The sequence below is a fragment of the Achromobacter sp. T5-5 genome, from assembly GCF_055397965.1.
On sequence record NZ_AP027919.1, the window covers coordinates 1,666,599 to 1,678,590 of the forward strand.

Consider the following 11,992-nt stretch of genomic DNA (forward strand, 5'->3'; position numbering starts at 1 on the left):
GCCTTGTCAACCTTGCCACCCGCCGCCCGGGGCCGCCCCGTTGACCGGGCGCAAGGGGCGCCGCGAAATGCGTCATTCTGTCGCGTACTTTCACGTTTGATTACAAGGTGGTCTGTCCCCGGCGATACACTCGCTTCCCCTTGGACTGTCCTGTAATCGCAATGAAACAGCGTGGCGCGCCCATTTATCGGCGAGTATTGGATCTATTCAAACAAGATGGCCGGATCGATCCGGGCACCGGAATGATGAGCGGCGTGATTGCGCTTTTTCTGGCCATCCTGTCGGTGCTGGGCGTGTTGGCATTCCATTTCCCCGCCTATCTCACCACGCCGGAACTGCGCAATTTCTATTCGGTGGAAGCAATGCGCACGCTGCTCTTTGGCGCGCTGCTCGTGTCGGGCTCGATCGCGCTGGCCAACACCGTGCTTGGGCGGCAGCGTTGGCTGAACATCTCGGCGTTCGTGCTGGTCTGCTGCGCGGTCGCGGCGGGCGGAAGCCAGGTCGCAATCAGCGCGTCGAGCGCCGGGGGGCATCCGTATCTGGGCCTCGATTGGTTCATCCTGGACCTGCTGGCCTCCAGCACCGTGTTCATCATTTTTGAAAAGCTGACGCCGCTCTATCCCGGCCAGCCCGTGTTCCGCGGCGAGTGGCAGGTGGACATGAAGCACTTCCTGTTCAATCACCTGTCGGTGGGCGCGGTGCTGCTGTGCATCAACTTCTTCATCCACCGGTTGTTCTCGTGGGCGGCCTACGAACCGCTGCAACACGCCATCCAGTCCATGCCGTACCTGCTGGAGCTTTTCGTGGCGGTGCTGGTGGCGGACCTGGCGCAGTACGCCGCGCACCGCATCTACCACGAGGTGCCGTTCATGTGGCGCTTCCACGCCGTGCACCACAGCACGCGCACGCTGGATTGGCTGGCGGGTTCGCGCCTGCACATCGTGGAACTGCTGATCACGCGCGTGGCCGTGCTGGGCGTGTTGTTCGTGCTGGGGTTTTCCAAGCCGGTGCTGGACGCCTACATCATCATCGTGGGGTTCCAGGCGGTGCTGATTCATTCCAACGTGAAGCTGCCGTGGGGCTGGCTGCGCTACATCATCGTGACGCCGGATTTCCATCATTGGCATCATTCGTCCGACACCGAGGCGATCGACAAGAATTACGCGGCCCATTTCGCCTTCATCGACTACCTGTTCGGCACGGCGGTGCGCGGGGCCGGCAACCGGCTGCCGCAGAACTACGGCATCCTGGACAACGACATGCCAGGGACGTTCCTGGCGCAGCAGGCGTATCCCTTCGCCCGCCGCAAATGAATGGCAAAGGCCCAGGTGAATTCACCTGGGCCTTTTGGCTTTGGTCCCGGCGGTGTTCCGCCGGTCACGCGGCGGTCAGCCTTGCTTGGCCGCCTGTAGGGCCGAGTACGACGCCATCAGGTTGCGGTAGTCCGGGATGTGGTTGGCGAACAGCGTGCCCAGGCCCTGCACGTCGTTGCGCCAGTCGCGGTGCAGTTCGCACGCCACGCCGAACCACGACATCAATTGCGCGCCGGCCTGCTCCATACGCCGCCAGGCCGCGTCGCGCGTCACTTCGTTGAAGGTGCCCGACGCGTCGGTGACGACGAACACGTCAAACCCTTCTTCAATGGCCGACAGCACGGGGAACGCGACGCAGACCTCGGTGACCACGCCGGCGATGATCAATTGCTTCTTGCCGGTGGCCTTGACCGCCTTGACGAAATCTTCGTTGTCCCAGGCATTGATGTTGCCGGGGCGGGCAATGTAGGGGGCGTCGGGAAACTTGTCCTTCAATTCCTGGACCAGCGGGCCGTTGGGGCCGTCTTCGAAACTGGTGGTCAGGATGGTCGGCAGCTTGAAGTATTCGGCCAGGTCGGCCAGGGCCAGCACGTTGTTCTTGAACTGGTCGGGCTGGAAATCGCGCACCAAGGACAGCAGGCCTGCCTGGTGATCCACCAGCAGAACGGCGGCTTGGGACTTGTCGAGCTTCACGTAGGGTTTGGTCATGGCGGATTCCTTGGTCGATTCAGGTTTGCGCGGTGGTGCGCGGTGTTGGGAACAACGCTGAGTGCGTAGAAAGAATCTTAAATTCAGGACGACCGCTCCGGTAGACCGCCAAATCGCGTCTCAGAGTTCTATTAATCGGACAATGAGGTGGGCGGTTGCAGGACGGGAAGGCCGTGGCGCGCCTGGCTCTGCGCTTCGCGCCGGGCGTTTTCACGATACGCCTCTCCCATGAAATCCAACAGTTCCCGTACCGCGGGCAGGAGGCCGCGGCGCGACGGGAACACCGCGTGTACGCTGCCTGGCTCGGGCTGCCAGGGCGCGCCCACCGTGACGAGCGTCCCCGCGTCGAGCTCTTCGCGGATCATCAGCAGGGGCAGGGCGACGATGCCCACGCCCCGCAGTGCCGCCTGCTTCAGCGCCAGCATGTCGTCCGTGACCAGCCTGGGCATGAACGGCACGGTCAGGCGCGCGTTGTCCGGTCCCAGCAGACGCCATTGGCACTCGCGCTGTTCGGTGCCCAGCGCGAGCGCCGGCTGCCGGCTGATGTGCTGCAAGTCCGCGGGATGGGGCAGGCCGCGAGCCAGCGCGGGGCTGGCCACCAGGCTCTGGCAGCTCATGCCCAGGTGCTTCATGACCAGGTCGCTGCTTTCGAGCGCGCCGAAGCGCACCCGCACGGCGAGGTCGAAGCCCTCGCGCAGCACGTCCACCGGGCGGCTGAAGCTCTTGAGGTAGACGTTCACCTTGGGGCACTTTTCCATGTAGCGCGCCACCACGTCGCCCAGGAAATAGTAGATAAGGGCGGGCGGCGCGGCGATACGGATCGTGCCCTGCGGTTCGGCGTGGGTGCGGTCGATGACATCCTGCGCCGCCTCGGCGCCCGCCAGCATCGCCAGGCACTGGTCGTAGTATTCCTGCCCCAGCTCCGTCACCGCGAACGTGCGAGTGGACCGCTGGATCAGGCGCACGCCCAGGCGCTCTTCCAGCAGCGCGATGCGCCGGCTCAGACGCGACTTGGGGATACCCAGGGCCCTGCCGGCGGGGGCGAATCCGCCGTGCTTGACGACCTCGACGAAGTAATAGAGGTCATTCAGGTCATGCATGCATAGTCCTCGTCAATCCGGGTGGGGGGTAGGGGGCGGGCGACCGGCGCAGCCGGCGTCCGTGCGGGGCGGCTGCCGGCGGCCCGCTTCAGGCGGCCAGCGCGGTTTCGTCCTTCCAGCGCTGCTTGTCGCGCAAGGGCGGCGCGCCGAAGAGGCGACTGTACTCGCGGCTGAACTGCGACGAACTCTCGTAACCCACCGCATGCGCGGCCAGGGCCACGCCGGCGTCGTCCGTCAGCATCAGGCGCCGCGCTTCCTGCAGGCGCAGGTGCTTCTGGTACTGCAGCGGGCTCATGGCGGTGGCCTGCTTGAAATGGTGGTGCAGCGATGACACGCTCATGTGCACGTCGCGCGCGATCTCCTCCACCCGCAGCGGCTGGGCGAAATTATCACGCAGGATGCGGATCGCCTTGGCCACGCGGTTGAGCTGGCTGTCCTGCAAGACCGTCTGGCGCAGCACGACGCCCTGGCCGTTCATCAGCAGGCGATACAGCAGTTCGCGCTTGATCATCGGAGCGAGGATGGGGATGTCGCGTGGGGTGTCCAGCAGCCGCAGCAGGCGCACCACCACGTCCAGCAGCGTGCCGTCCAGCGGATTGACGCACAGGGCGCGTGAGGTTTCCGCGGGGACCAGCGGCGGCAGGTTCTCGTCGCTGATCAGCGCGGTGATCTCCTCGGGGTTCAGGTCCAGCCGCAAGCCCAGGTAGGGCAGGGTCGGGCTGGCGACGGACACCTTGGCCACCACCGGCAGGTCCACCGACGAAATCAGGAAATGGAAGGGATCGTATTCATAGGTCTCGTCGCCGATGAAAAGACGCTTCGACCCCTGCGCGATGACCGCCAGCGCGGCCTTTTGCAGGGCTGGCTTGGCGCCGGTGGGTTGTGACAGCCGGTGCAGGTACAAGCCCTCGATCGGCGTATCCAGCGCCCCTTCCAGGGCGCCGGTCATGCGCTCCAGCGTGCATAGCAGCTCGGCGCGGGCAAGTTCGCAGGCGGCGTCCTGGACCGCGTAGGCCGGCTCGCCCGATCGGGCAGGATTCAGGGACATTGGGGGACTCCCGTGGCGTGCCTGCCGCAGGCGGGAATCGCCGCGGCGGCAGAGAATTGGGTGCCTGTCAGTGTATTGCCATCGGCCAGTGCGCGTGGCGGGCCGCCCAGGGGAATGGAGAATCAGGCAGGAATTTCGGAGAAAACGGCGGGTTCCGGTGCCCAGGCCGCGGCGCCGGAGAATCGGGCAAAAAAAGGGCAGGATCGAGCAGCGCGTGCGCGCTGCCCCGGACGCATACTGTCCGCACCCCCGGCAGGTTGCCGCAGCGGTCCCCGTTCCGGGGGCCGGCGTGCCCGCCAGCCCCTGAAGGAGCAAACATGCGATACAAGAAATTCGGCAGCACGGGCCTGTTCGTCTCGGAGCTGTGCCTGGGCACCATGACTTTCGGTGGCGAAGGCGAACTCTGGAGCAAGATCGGCAACCTGCAACAGGAAGACGCCAACCGGCTGGTCGGGCGCGCGCTGGAGGCCGGCGTCAATTTCATCGACACGGCGGACGTCTATTCCGAGGGCCGCTCGGAGATCATCACGGGCCAGGCCTTGCGCGACCTGAAGGTCGCGCGCGACGACGTGGTGGTCGCCACCAAGGTTTTCGGGCAGACGGGCGCGGGCGTCAACGCCCGGGGCAATTCGCGCGTTCATATCCTGGATAGCGTCAAAAAGAGCCTGTCGCGCCTGCAACTGGACCACATCGACCTGTATCAGATCCACGGCTTCGACCCCGCCACGCCCATCGAGGAAACCCTGCGGGCGCTCGACACCCTGGTGCAGCACGGCCACGTGCGCTATGTCGGCGTCTCCAACTGGGCGGCCTGGCAGATCATGAAGGCGCTGGGCATTGCCGAACGCCTGGGCCTTGCGCGCTTCGAATCGCTGCAGGCCTATTACACGATCGCGGGCCGGGACCTGGAGCGGGAACTGGCGCCCATGCTGCAGAGCGAAGGCGTGGGCCTGATGGTCTGGAGTCCACTGGCCGGTGGGCTGCTGAGCGGCAAGTACGGCCGCGACGGCGAAGCCGAAGCCGGCAGCCGTCGCGCGGCGTTCGATTTCCCGCCCGTGGACCGGGACCGCGCGTACGACACCGTCGACGCCATGCGGCAGATCGCGGACACGCGGGGCGTCTCGGTGGCGCAGATCGCGCTTGCCTGGCTGTTGCACCAGCCGGTCGTCACCAGCGTCATCATCGGGGCCAAGCGCGTCGACCAGCTCGAGGACAACCTGGCGGCCACGGACATCCGGTTGACGCAGGAAGAGCTGGCGGCGCTGGATGAAGTCAGCGCGCTTGCGCCGGAATATCCGGGCTGGATGCACGTGCGCCAGGGCGAATTCCGGCGCCAGCAGCTGCGCGAGTCGGGCGCGGCCTGATCCGGCTTGCGCTCGGGAATGGACGGGCGGCCGATGCTCATGTGGAAGGCCAAGGACAAACTCCGTACGCCAACCGCGGTCGGCCATCTTAGGGCGGTGATGCTTCACCACCCGCTAGTAAAATCGCACCAGTTCCATTCTTGAAGCGCCAACATGAGTGAGTTTTTTACCGCCGGTGAACTGCTGGCCCTGCGCGAGCACGGCATCGCGGTTTTCGCCGACCGCGTGCTGATCGACGTGCAACCGCCCCTGGCCGATGCCCGCATCGCCGAGATCCAGGCCGAGTGCGAGGGGCCGCTCCCGCAAGCGTTGCTCGACCTGTGGCGGCTTACCGCGGGGGGCGAGCTGGCGTATGACCTGCGGACGCAGATGGACGGAAACGAAGAGGCCTTGAGCTGGTCCGAGCTGTTCTACGACGGCAGCCAGCACTACCGCGATCTGCGGGGCTGGATCGAGCACGAGCAGGAATGCGCGCAAGACGCCGCGGACCAGGATGGCGCGGCCTGGAACGGCAAGCTGCGCTATCTGCCGATCGGCGGCTTCGAATACTGCGACCGCATCTACGTCGTCGTCGAGCCGGGGCCGCGCGCGGGCAGCGTGGTCGCCTGGAAGCAGGGCCTGCCGGGCTGGACGCATGCCCTGCAGCAGGACAGCATCGCGACCATCGCCACGGACCTGTACGGCGCCTTTGCCGCGTTGTGCCTGGAAGCGGACCCCGAGCAAGACGAGGACAGCACCGGCGTGCGCGTGCTGGAGTACCTGGACGAACGCGTGTCGGCCCATGGCATGCTCCAGTCGCTGGCCGACCGCGTGGCCGCCTTCTACCGACAGGCGCAGGTGGACTGGCGCACCCCGCTCGAAGCCGGCACGCTGGCCGACAAGCCCGGCCTTGCCGCGCTGGCCTTGCGGCATGCCCTGGCGCATGACGACGCCGGCCTCGTGCGGCGCCTGGCGGAGCAGGGTGTCCGCTTCCATGCGCCGTTGCACGGCAGCGCCCAGCCGGTGGACGTCGCCCTGACGCAGCATGCCTTCGGCGCGGCGCAGGCGCTGCTGGACGCGGGAGCGCCGGTCAGCGCCACCGCCATCCACCGCTTCGATCGTGAGCCGCCCGCGGAACTGGTGGCCGGGCTGCTGGCGCGCGGCGCCGTGGCCGATGCCCTGGGCGTGGCGCGTTGCGTGGCCTGCGGCTCGCCCGACGCCGCGCGCCTCGTGGCGCGGGCCTGCGGCGCAGGCATCGCCGACGCTTACGCCCAGGAGCGCGACGCCATGGCCACCCGCTACCAGGAAGACCTCAAGCGCGTGCGCGCCGGCAAGCTGGGCCACTATCTGGGTGCGGACGGCCTGGCTGCGCGGGTTGAGAACCTGCGGGAGTTTTCGCTATGAATCGCCTGGTGCGCGCGCCGGCCCTGTGCTTTGCGCTGTGCGTTGGGCTGGGCATTGGGCTGGGCAGTCCCGCGGCCTGGGCGGCCGGCCGGCCCTCGTTCGATTGCGCGAAGGCCCGGAGCGCGGTCGAAAAGGCGATCTGCGCGGACGGCGCGTTGGCCGACCAGGACGCCAGCATCGGGAACCGCTTCGGCAAGGCGCGTAAATCCTTCGATGCGGCGACCGCCAAGGCGCTTACCGAAGACCAGCGCTGGTTCGTGCAGGTCCGGGACGAGGCCTATGCGTCTCCCCCCGGCGACGGCACGCCGCAAAAGGAACTGGCCGACCGGCTGAAGTACCGCGACGACTTCCTCGCATCCCTGGTGTTCAAGCGGCGCCAGGGCTTCGAAGGGGATTGGGAGAATCTCGCGGGCGGCATCTCGATCCGCAAGCAGCCCGACGGCCGCCTGTCATTCGACGGCTCCGCGGCGCACCCGGAAAACGGACGCTGGGTGTGCGACGTCCGGGGCGTGGGCGCCGTCAAGGGCGGCGCGCTGGTGGTCGAAACAATCGACGCCGAAGGCTGGACCTTGACCCTGGTCCGAAAGGGGGCGGGCCTGGCGCTGGCCGAGCGCGCGCCGGCCGGCGCCGAGGACGTGGCGGGACGGCCGTATTGCGGGCTCAACGGCGCCCTGGGCGGCGTGTACTTTCCCGTCTCCAGGCCTTGATCGACCCGGGTACACCCCGTCTAGAATGTGTTTCGCACCGCACCGCCGTGCATGTGTTCTTGATTGAAAGGACCGGCGTGACCATCCCGTATCTGCGCCGGCTGACGGCCGTCAGCCGCAGCCCCCAAGCCAACCGCCATCTCGCTTACCTGCTGACCTTCACCGCCGGCGCCGTCAACGCCGGCGGCTTCCTGGCCGTCCAGCAGTACACCTCGCACATGTCCGGCATCGTGTCGATGATGGCCGACCACATGGCGCTCGGCGGAATCGTCGTCGTGCTGCAGGGCCTGGGGGCGCTGCTGTCTTTCATGGCGGGGGCGGCCAGTTCGGCCTTTCTCATCAACTTCGGGCGCAGGTCCCGGCTTGCCAGCGAATACGCGCTACCCCTGCTGCTGGAGGCCGTGCTGCTGCTCGTCTTTGGCCTGCTGGGCGCCAACCTGGAGACGCTGCGCTGGTTCTACGTGCCGGGGACGGTGATGCTGCTGTGCTACATCATGGGCCTGCAGAACGCGATGATCACCAAGGTCTCCCGGTCCGAGATCCGCACCACGCACGTGACAGGCATGGTGACCGACATCGGCATCGAACTGGGCAAGCTGTTTTACTGGAACGTCGCCAAAGGCGGCGCAGAGGCGATGCCGCGCGTGCTGGCCGACCGGGGCAAGCTCATCGTGCTGAGCCTCATGGTCACGCTGTTCTTCGTGGGCGGGGTGACGGGCGCGTATTCGTTCTTCAACTTCGGCTTCGGATCGACCTGGCCGCTCGCGCTCTTGCTGATGCTGCTGGCCGCGGTGCCGATCACGGACGACATCCGGCACTTCATGCATCGCGCTTAGGCAAGCGCCTGGCCGGCCGCGCCTAGCTGGCCGCACCTCGCCGGCCGCACCTAGCCAGCTCTCGCCGAGCTTTGCCGTCTGGGCTTGGCGGCGGTGGAATGCCGCAGGAACACCTGGAGCGCCGCCAGGGTTTCGTGATGCAGGCGTGCCAGGCGGGCGTCTTTCGCTGGCTCGGTGATGGCGTAGCCGTCGGCGTCCAGGGAATAGGGCTCGTCCAGCAACCGGGCAATGTCGACCTGGTAAAAGCTGGCGTTGCCGTAAGGCCGTTTGCCGTCGATATAAGGCATCGGCCAGAAGCGGTCGCCTTCGCGCAGGACGGCCTGCAGCGCCGGGCCGTCGGCCTCGCGCCACACGGCGGCCCGCAGCAGAATCAGGTGTTCCTTACGCAGCGCGAACCTGCCCTGGCTGTCCACGCCGCTTTCCGGAAAGTCGAAGGCCGCGCGCATTGTCTCGGGTACGTCATAGCGGCCGGGCGCGAGCCTGCCGATCGACCCCACATAGCGCGGCACCAGCCTGCACACTTGCGCCATCCTGCGCAGCGCCAGCGCGTCGTCCGTCGTTCCCAGGGCGCCGCGCGCAACCGCAAGCGTATCTTCGCCTCCTAGCAGCGGCTGTTCAAAATCGATGGCGGGCGCGCCGGATTCGACCGGCATCCACTGCACGCGCAGCAGGCGCATCAGCGCGGCGTGCTGCGCGGTGTACGGCAGGCTGCCCCGCGGCGCCGCGAACACCTCGCGGATGATGGCGTCGCGGCTGGGTGAGGCCAGGGCGCGCAGCGGTGCGGCGGACAGGCCGGCCAGGGTCAGAAGGAGGGTGCGGCGTAGCATGGCGGGTCGCGGGCGTGAAAGGCGGGGTCATAAGATACCGGAAGCCCGCCGCCATGCCCAAAAGCGCCGGGGCGGGCCCGGGCATACAATCCCGCAGTGGCATCGGCGCGCGGTCATGCGACCCGGCCCAGGCCCAGGCCTCGGCCACGCTCGAGCGCCGGGCATTCATAGGAGGAGCAGACAAGACATGGACGCAGAATTCTGGCTGGAACGGTGGCGCGAAGGGCGCACGCATTTTCATCAGTCGCGGGTAACGCCCCTCTTGCAGAAATACTGGCCGACGCTGGGCGTGCCCAAGGGCGGCAAGGTCCTGGTCCCGCTTTGCGGCAAATCGCTGGACATGGTGTGGCTGGCGGCGCAGGGCCATCAGGTGCTGGGGGCCGAGCTGTCGCAGCTCGCGGTCGAACAGTTCTTCGCCGAAAACGAGCTTCGTCCCGTCACGCACGACTCCGCATACGGCACCCATTACGTGGCCGGCAATATCGAGATCGTCTGCGGCGACATCTTCAAGATGGACGCCCAGGTCCTGTCGCATTGCGTGGGCGTGTACGACCGCGCGGCGCTGGTCGCGCTGCCGCTGGCCATGCGCGCGGACTACGTGCGCCACGTCTACGGCCAGTTGGCGCCGACTTATCGCGGCCTGCTGATCACCCTGGACTACCCGCAGGACGAAATGGCGGGCCCGCCGTTTTCGGTGGTGGACAGCGAAGTGCAGGCGATCTTCGCGGATGTGTCGCCCGCCGTCATCATCGACCGCCGCGACATCCTGGACAAGGAGCCCAAGTTCCGGTCAGCCGGCGTGAGCCGCCTGGATACGGTGGTCTACCGCCTGGGCGTGCAGGACTGACGCATCCTCGGCGCAAGCCCGCAGATCGGCCCGTTCGCGGTGCTCCGCGGGCGGGCCTTTTTGCTAGGTCATGAGCCAGCCGCCGGCCACGTCCAGGACCTGGCCGGTCACGAAGCGGGCCTGATCCGATGCGAAGAACAGGCAGGCGTCGGCCACTTCCTCGGGCGTGCCCAGCCGTCGCAGCGCGGTCACGGCGGCCACGGCGTCATTGATCTCCTGCGGCACGCTTTTCAGCAAGGGCGTGCTGATCCGCCCAGGCGCCAGGGCGTTCACCGTGACCTGATGTTCGCCGAGTTCGGCGGCCCAATGGCGAGTCAGCCCGATCAGCCCCGCCTTGGTGGCGGCGTAATGCGCCGCCACGATGTCGCAATACGCCTTGCCCGCCACCGACGACATGTTGATCACCCGCCCTTGCCGCGCCCGCACCATGTGCGGCGTGGCCAGGTGGGTCATGTAGAACACGCTGTTCAGGTTGACCGAGACGACGTTGTTCCATTCGGCGGGCGGCATTTCCCAGACCTTCAGCGCGCGGCCGTTCGTCTTGGGCGAGATGCCGACGTTGTTCACCAGGACGGTCGCGGCGCCCAGTTCCTGCGTGATGCGCTCGTAGGCGGCCTGGCATTGGTCGAAATGCGCGACGTCGGCGGGCACGAAGCATACGTCGTGGCCGCGTTTGCGCAGCGCGCTTTCAACGGCCTGGCCGCCTTGCGCGTTGAAATCGATGAGGCCGACGCGGGCGCCCTCGGCCAGGAAGGCCTGGACGATGGCCCCGCCGATGCCGCCCACCGCGCCCGTGACGATGACGGTCTGGTCCGTAAAGCGCGCATGCGTGGTCCCATTCATCGCCGCACTCATGGCCGCACCTGCAGCATGATCTTGCCGATGTGCCTGCTGCTTTCCATGAGCGTGTGCGCGCGCGCGGCCTCGGCCAGCGGGAAGACTTCGTGGATCAGGGGCAGGCACTTTCCCTGCGCCATGAGCGGCAGCACCTTTTCCACGAGCGATTGCGCGATGGCGCCCTTGTCCTCGTCGGAGCGCGGGCGCAGCGTCGATCCGGTGAACTGCAGGCGCTTGGTCATGATGGGCAGTGCGTCGATCTCGGCCTTGCTGCCCTCCAGGAAGGCGATCTGCACCAGCCGGCCGTTCAGGGCCAGCAGCCGCAGGTTCCTGTTGATGTAGGCCCCGCCCACCATGTCCAGGATCACGTCGACGCCCGCGCCGCCGGTGCCCTCGCGCACGGCTGATTCGAAGTCCGTGTCGCGGTACAGCACCGCGTGGTGCGCGCCGGCCTTGAGGCAGGCATCCGCCTTTTGCGGGTTGCCGACGGTGGTCCAGACCTCTGCGCCAAAGGCGCGCGCGAGCTGGATGGCCGTCAGGCCGATGCCGCTGGAGCCGCCGTGGACCAGGAATTTCTCGCCCGCGGCCAGGCGCGCGCGGTCGAACACGTTGGTCCACACCGTGAAATAGTTCTCGGGAATCGCCGCGGCCGTCAGCAGGTCCATCCCGTGCGGAACCGGCAGGCAGTGGCGTTCGTCGGCAAGGCAGTACTGGGCATAGCCGCCGCCCGGCGTCAGCGCGCAGACTTGGTCACCCACCTTCCAGGCCTGCACGTCGGGGCCGGCGGCCACGATGGTGCCCGACACCTCCAGGCCCAGATAGGGCGAGGCGCCCGGCGGCGGGGGGTAGGAGCCCGACCGTTGCAGCACGTCCGGGCGGTTGACGCCGGCGTAGGCGACCTCGATGAGCACCTGGCGGCCCGTGGGCGCTTCCATGTCGCGCTCGGCAATGCGCATGCATTCGGGCGTGCCGCCCTTGCCATGGTCGATGAATGTGCAGCGTAAAGACATGAGACGTTGGTC

At 67.3% G+C, this 11,992-nt stretch carries 12 protein-coding genes; 6 read left to right on the forward strand and 6 right to left on the reverse strand.

Translation table 11 applies throughout. From position 1 onward, the window contains the following. The first annotated feature begins 161 nt into the window (after positions 1 to 161). Entirely contained in the window at positions 162 to 1,313 is a 1,152-nt protein-coding gene (locus ACZ50Q_RS07515; protein WP_092579053.1) for a sterol desaturase family protein, read from the forward strand. 75 nt (positions 1,314 to 1,388) lie between these two features. Here ACZ50Q_RS07515 and ycaC read toward each other — a convergent pair whose 3' ends face one another. The 3 genes from ycaC to ACZ50Q_RS07530 all read right to left on the reverse strand — a co-directional run bounded on the left by ycaC (position 1,389) and on the right by ACZ50Q_RS07530 (position 4,169). Beyond that, positions 1,389 to 2,021 (reverse strand): isochorismate family cysteine hydrolase YcaC, encoded by a 633-nt coding sequence (gene ycaC, locus ACZ50Q_RS07520; RefSeq protein WP_076515620.1) that lies wholly within the window; start codon positions 2,019 to 2,021, stop codon positions 1,389 to 1,391. Positions 2,022 to 2,152: 131 nt separating this feature from the next. Beyond that, positions 2,153 to 3,121 carry a LysR substrate-binding domain-containing protein gene (locus tag ACZ50Q_RS07525; protein WP_464081037.1) on the reverse strand — a complete coding sequence of 323 codons (969 nt, stop codon included), beginning with the start codon at positions 3,119 to 3,121 and terminating at the stop codon, positions 2,153 to 2,155. Between the two features lie 88 nt (positions 3,122 to 3,209). Next, on the reverse strand, positions 3,210 to 4,169 hold the full coding sequence (locus ACZ50Q_RS07530; RefSeq protein WP_464081038.1) for an AraC family transcriptional regulator: 960 nt from the start codon (positions 4,167 to 4,169) through the stop codon (positions 3,210 to 3,212). Positions 4,170 to 4,486: 317 nt separating this feature from the next. Here ACZ50Q_RS07530 and ACZ50Q_RS07535 point away from each other — a divergent pair, with 317 nt between their 5' ends. The 4 genes from ACZ50Q_RS07535 to ACZ50Q_RS07550 all read left to right on the forward strand — a co-directional run bounded on the left by ACZ50Q_RS07535 (position 4,487) and on the right by ACZ50Q_RS07550 (position 8,459). Next, entirely contained in the window at positions 4,487 to 5,533 is a 1,047-nt protein-coding gene (locus ACZ50Q_RS07535; protein ID WP_464081039.1) for an aldo/keto reductase, read from the forward strand. Positions 5,534 to 5,686: 153 nt separating this feature from the next. Then, positions 5,687 to 6,916 (forward strand): SMI1/KNR4 family protein, encoded by a 1,230-nt coding sequence (locus ACZ50Q_RS07540; RefSeq protein ID WP_464081040.1) that lies wholly within the window; start codon positions 5,687 to 5,689, stop codon positions 6,914 to 6,916. After that, the gene (locus ACZ50Q_RS07545; protein WP_464081041.1) at positions 6,913 to 7,623 is read left to right on the forward strand and encodes a lysozyme inhibitor LprI family protein; all 711 of its coding nucleotides are present in this window, start codon (positions 6,913 to 6,915) and stop codon (positions 7,621 to 7,623) included. The genes ACZ50Q_RS07540 and ACZ50Q_RS07545 overlap by 4 nt, the downstream gene beginning before the upstream one ends. A 77-nt stretch (positions 7,624 to 7,700) precedes the next feature. Beyond that, positions 7,701 to 8,459, forward strand: coding sequence for a YoaK family protein (locus ACZ50Q_RS07550; protein ID WP_076521736.1), 759 nt, complete (start codon positions 7,701 to 7,703; stop codon positions 8,457 to 8,459). A gap of 50 nt (positions 8,460 to 8,509) precedes the next feature. Here ACZ50Q_RS07550 and ACZ50Q_RS07555 read toward each other — a convergent pair whose 3' ends face one another. Next, the gene (locus tag ACZ50Q_RS07555; protein WP_464081042.1) at positions 8,510 to 9,286 is read right to left on the reverse strand and encodes a hypothetical protein; all 777 of its coding nucleotides are present in this window, start codon (positions 9,284 to 9,286) and stop codon (positions 8,510 to 8,512) included. Between the two features lie 187 nt (positions 9,287 to 9,473). Between ACZ50Q_RS07555 and ACZ50Q_RS07560 the strand changes: the two genes are divergently transcribed. Further along, positions 9,474 to 10,133: a thiopurine S-methyltransferase gene (locus tag ACZ50Q_RS07560; RefSeq protein ID WP_464081043.1), complete on the forward strand. Its 660-nt coding sequence runs from the start codon at positions 9,474 to 9,476 to the stop codon at positions 10,131 to 10,133. Positions 10,134 to 10,196: 63 nt separating this feature from the next. Here the strand turns inward: ACZ50Q_RS07560 and ACZ50Q_RS07565 are convergent, their stop codons facing one another. Together ACZ50Q_RS07565 and ACZ50Q_RS07570 are read right to left on the reverse strand one after the other, a co-directional pair. Beyond that, on the reverse strand, positions 10,197 to 10,976 hold the full coding sequence (locus ACZ50Q_RS07565; protein WP_464081044.1) for an SDR family oxidoreductase: 780 nt from the start codon (positions 10,974 to 10,976) through the stop codon (positions 10,197 to 10,199). An 8-nt stretch (positions 10,977 to 10,984) separates the two neighbouring features. Beyond that, positions 10,985 to 11,980 carry an NAD(P)H-quinone oxidoreductase gene (locus ACZ50Q_RS07570; RefSeq protein ID WP_464081045.1) on the reverse strand — a complete coding sequence of 332 codons (996 nt, stop codon included), beginning with the start codon at positions 11,978 to 11,980 and terminating at the stop codon, positions 10,985 to 10,987. Positions 11,981 to 11,992 lie beyond the last annotated feature (12 nt).

What these genes read in the sequence shown, in the direction of transcription:
- ACZ50Q_RS07515 (WP_092579053.1), top strand. Translation starts at nt 162, where the DNA reads ATGAAACAGCGTGGCGCGCCCATTTATCGGCGAGTATTGGATCTATTC.
- ycaC (WP_076515620.1), bottom strand. Translation starts at nt 2,021, where the DNA reads ATGACCAAACCCTACGTGAAGCTCGACAAGTCCCAAGCCGCCGTTCTG.
- ACZ50Q_RS07525 (WP_464081037.1), bottom strand. Translation starts at nt 3,121, where the DNA reads ATGCATGACCTGAATGACCTCTATTACTTCGTCGAGGTCGTCAAGCAC.
- ACZ50Q_RS07530 (WP_464081038.1), bottom strand. Translation starts at nt 4,169, where the DNA reads ATGTCCCTGAATCCTGCCCGATCGGGCGAGCCGGCCTACGCGGTCCAG.
- ACZ50Q_RS07535 (WP_464081039.1), top strand. Translation starts at nt 4,487, where the DNA reads ATGCGATACAAGAAATTCGGCAGCACGGGCCTGTTCGTCTCGGAGCTG.
- ACZ50Q_RS07540 (WP_464081040.1), top strand. Translation starts at nt 5,687, where the DNA reads ATGAGTGAGTTTTTTACCGCCGGTGAACTGCTGGCCCTGCGCGAGCAC.
- ACZ50Q_RS07545 (WP_464081041.1), top strand. Translation starts at nt 6,913, where the DNA reads ATGAATCGCCTGGTGCGCGCGCCGGCCCTGTGCTTTGCGCTGTGCGTT.
- ACZ50Q_RS07555 (WP_464081042.1), bottom strand. Translation starts at nt 9,286, where the DNA reads ATGCTACGCCGCACCCTCCTTCTGACCCTGGCCGGCCTGTCCGCCGCA.
- ACZ50Q_RS07560 (WP_464081043.1), top strand. Translation starts at nt 9,474, where the DNA reads ATGGACGCAGAATTCTGGCTGGAACGGTGGCGCGAAGGGCGCACGCAT.
- ACZ50Q_RS07565 (WP_464081044.1), bottom strand. Translation starts at nt 10,976, where the DNA reads ATGAATGGGACCACGCATGCGCGCTTTACGGACCAGACCGTCATCGTC.
- ACZ50Q_RS07570 (WP_464081045.1), bottom strand. Translation starts at nt 11,980, where the DNA reads ATGTCTTTACGCTGCACATTCATCGACCATGGCAAGGGCGGCACGCCC.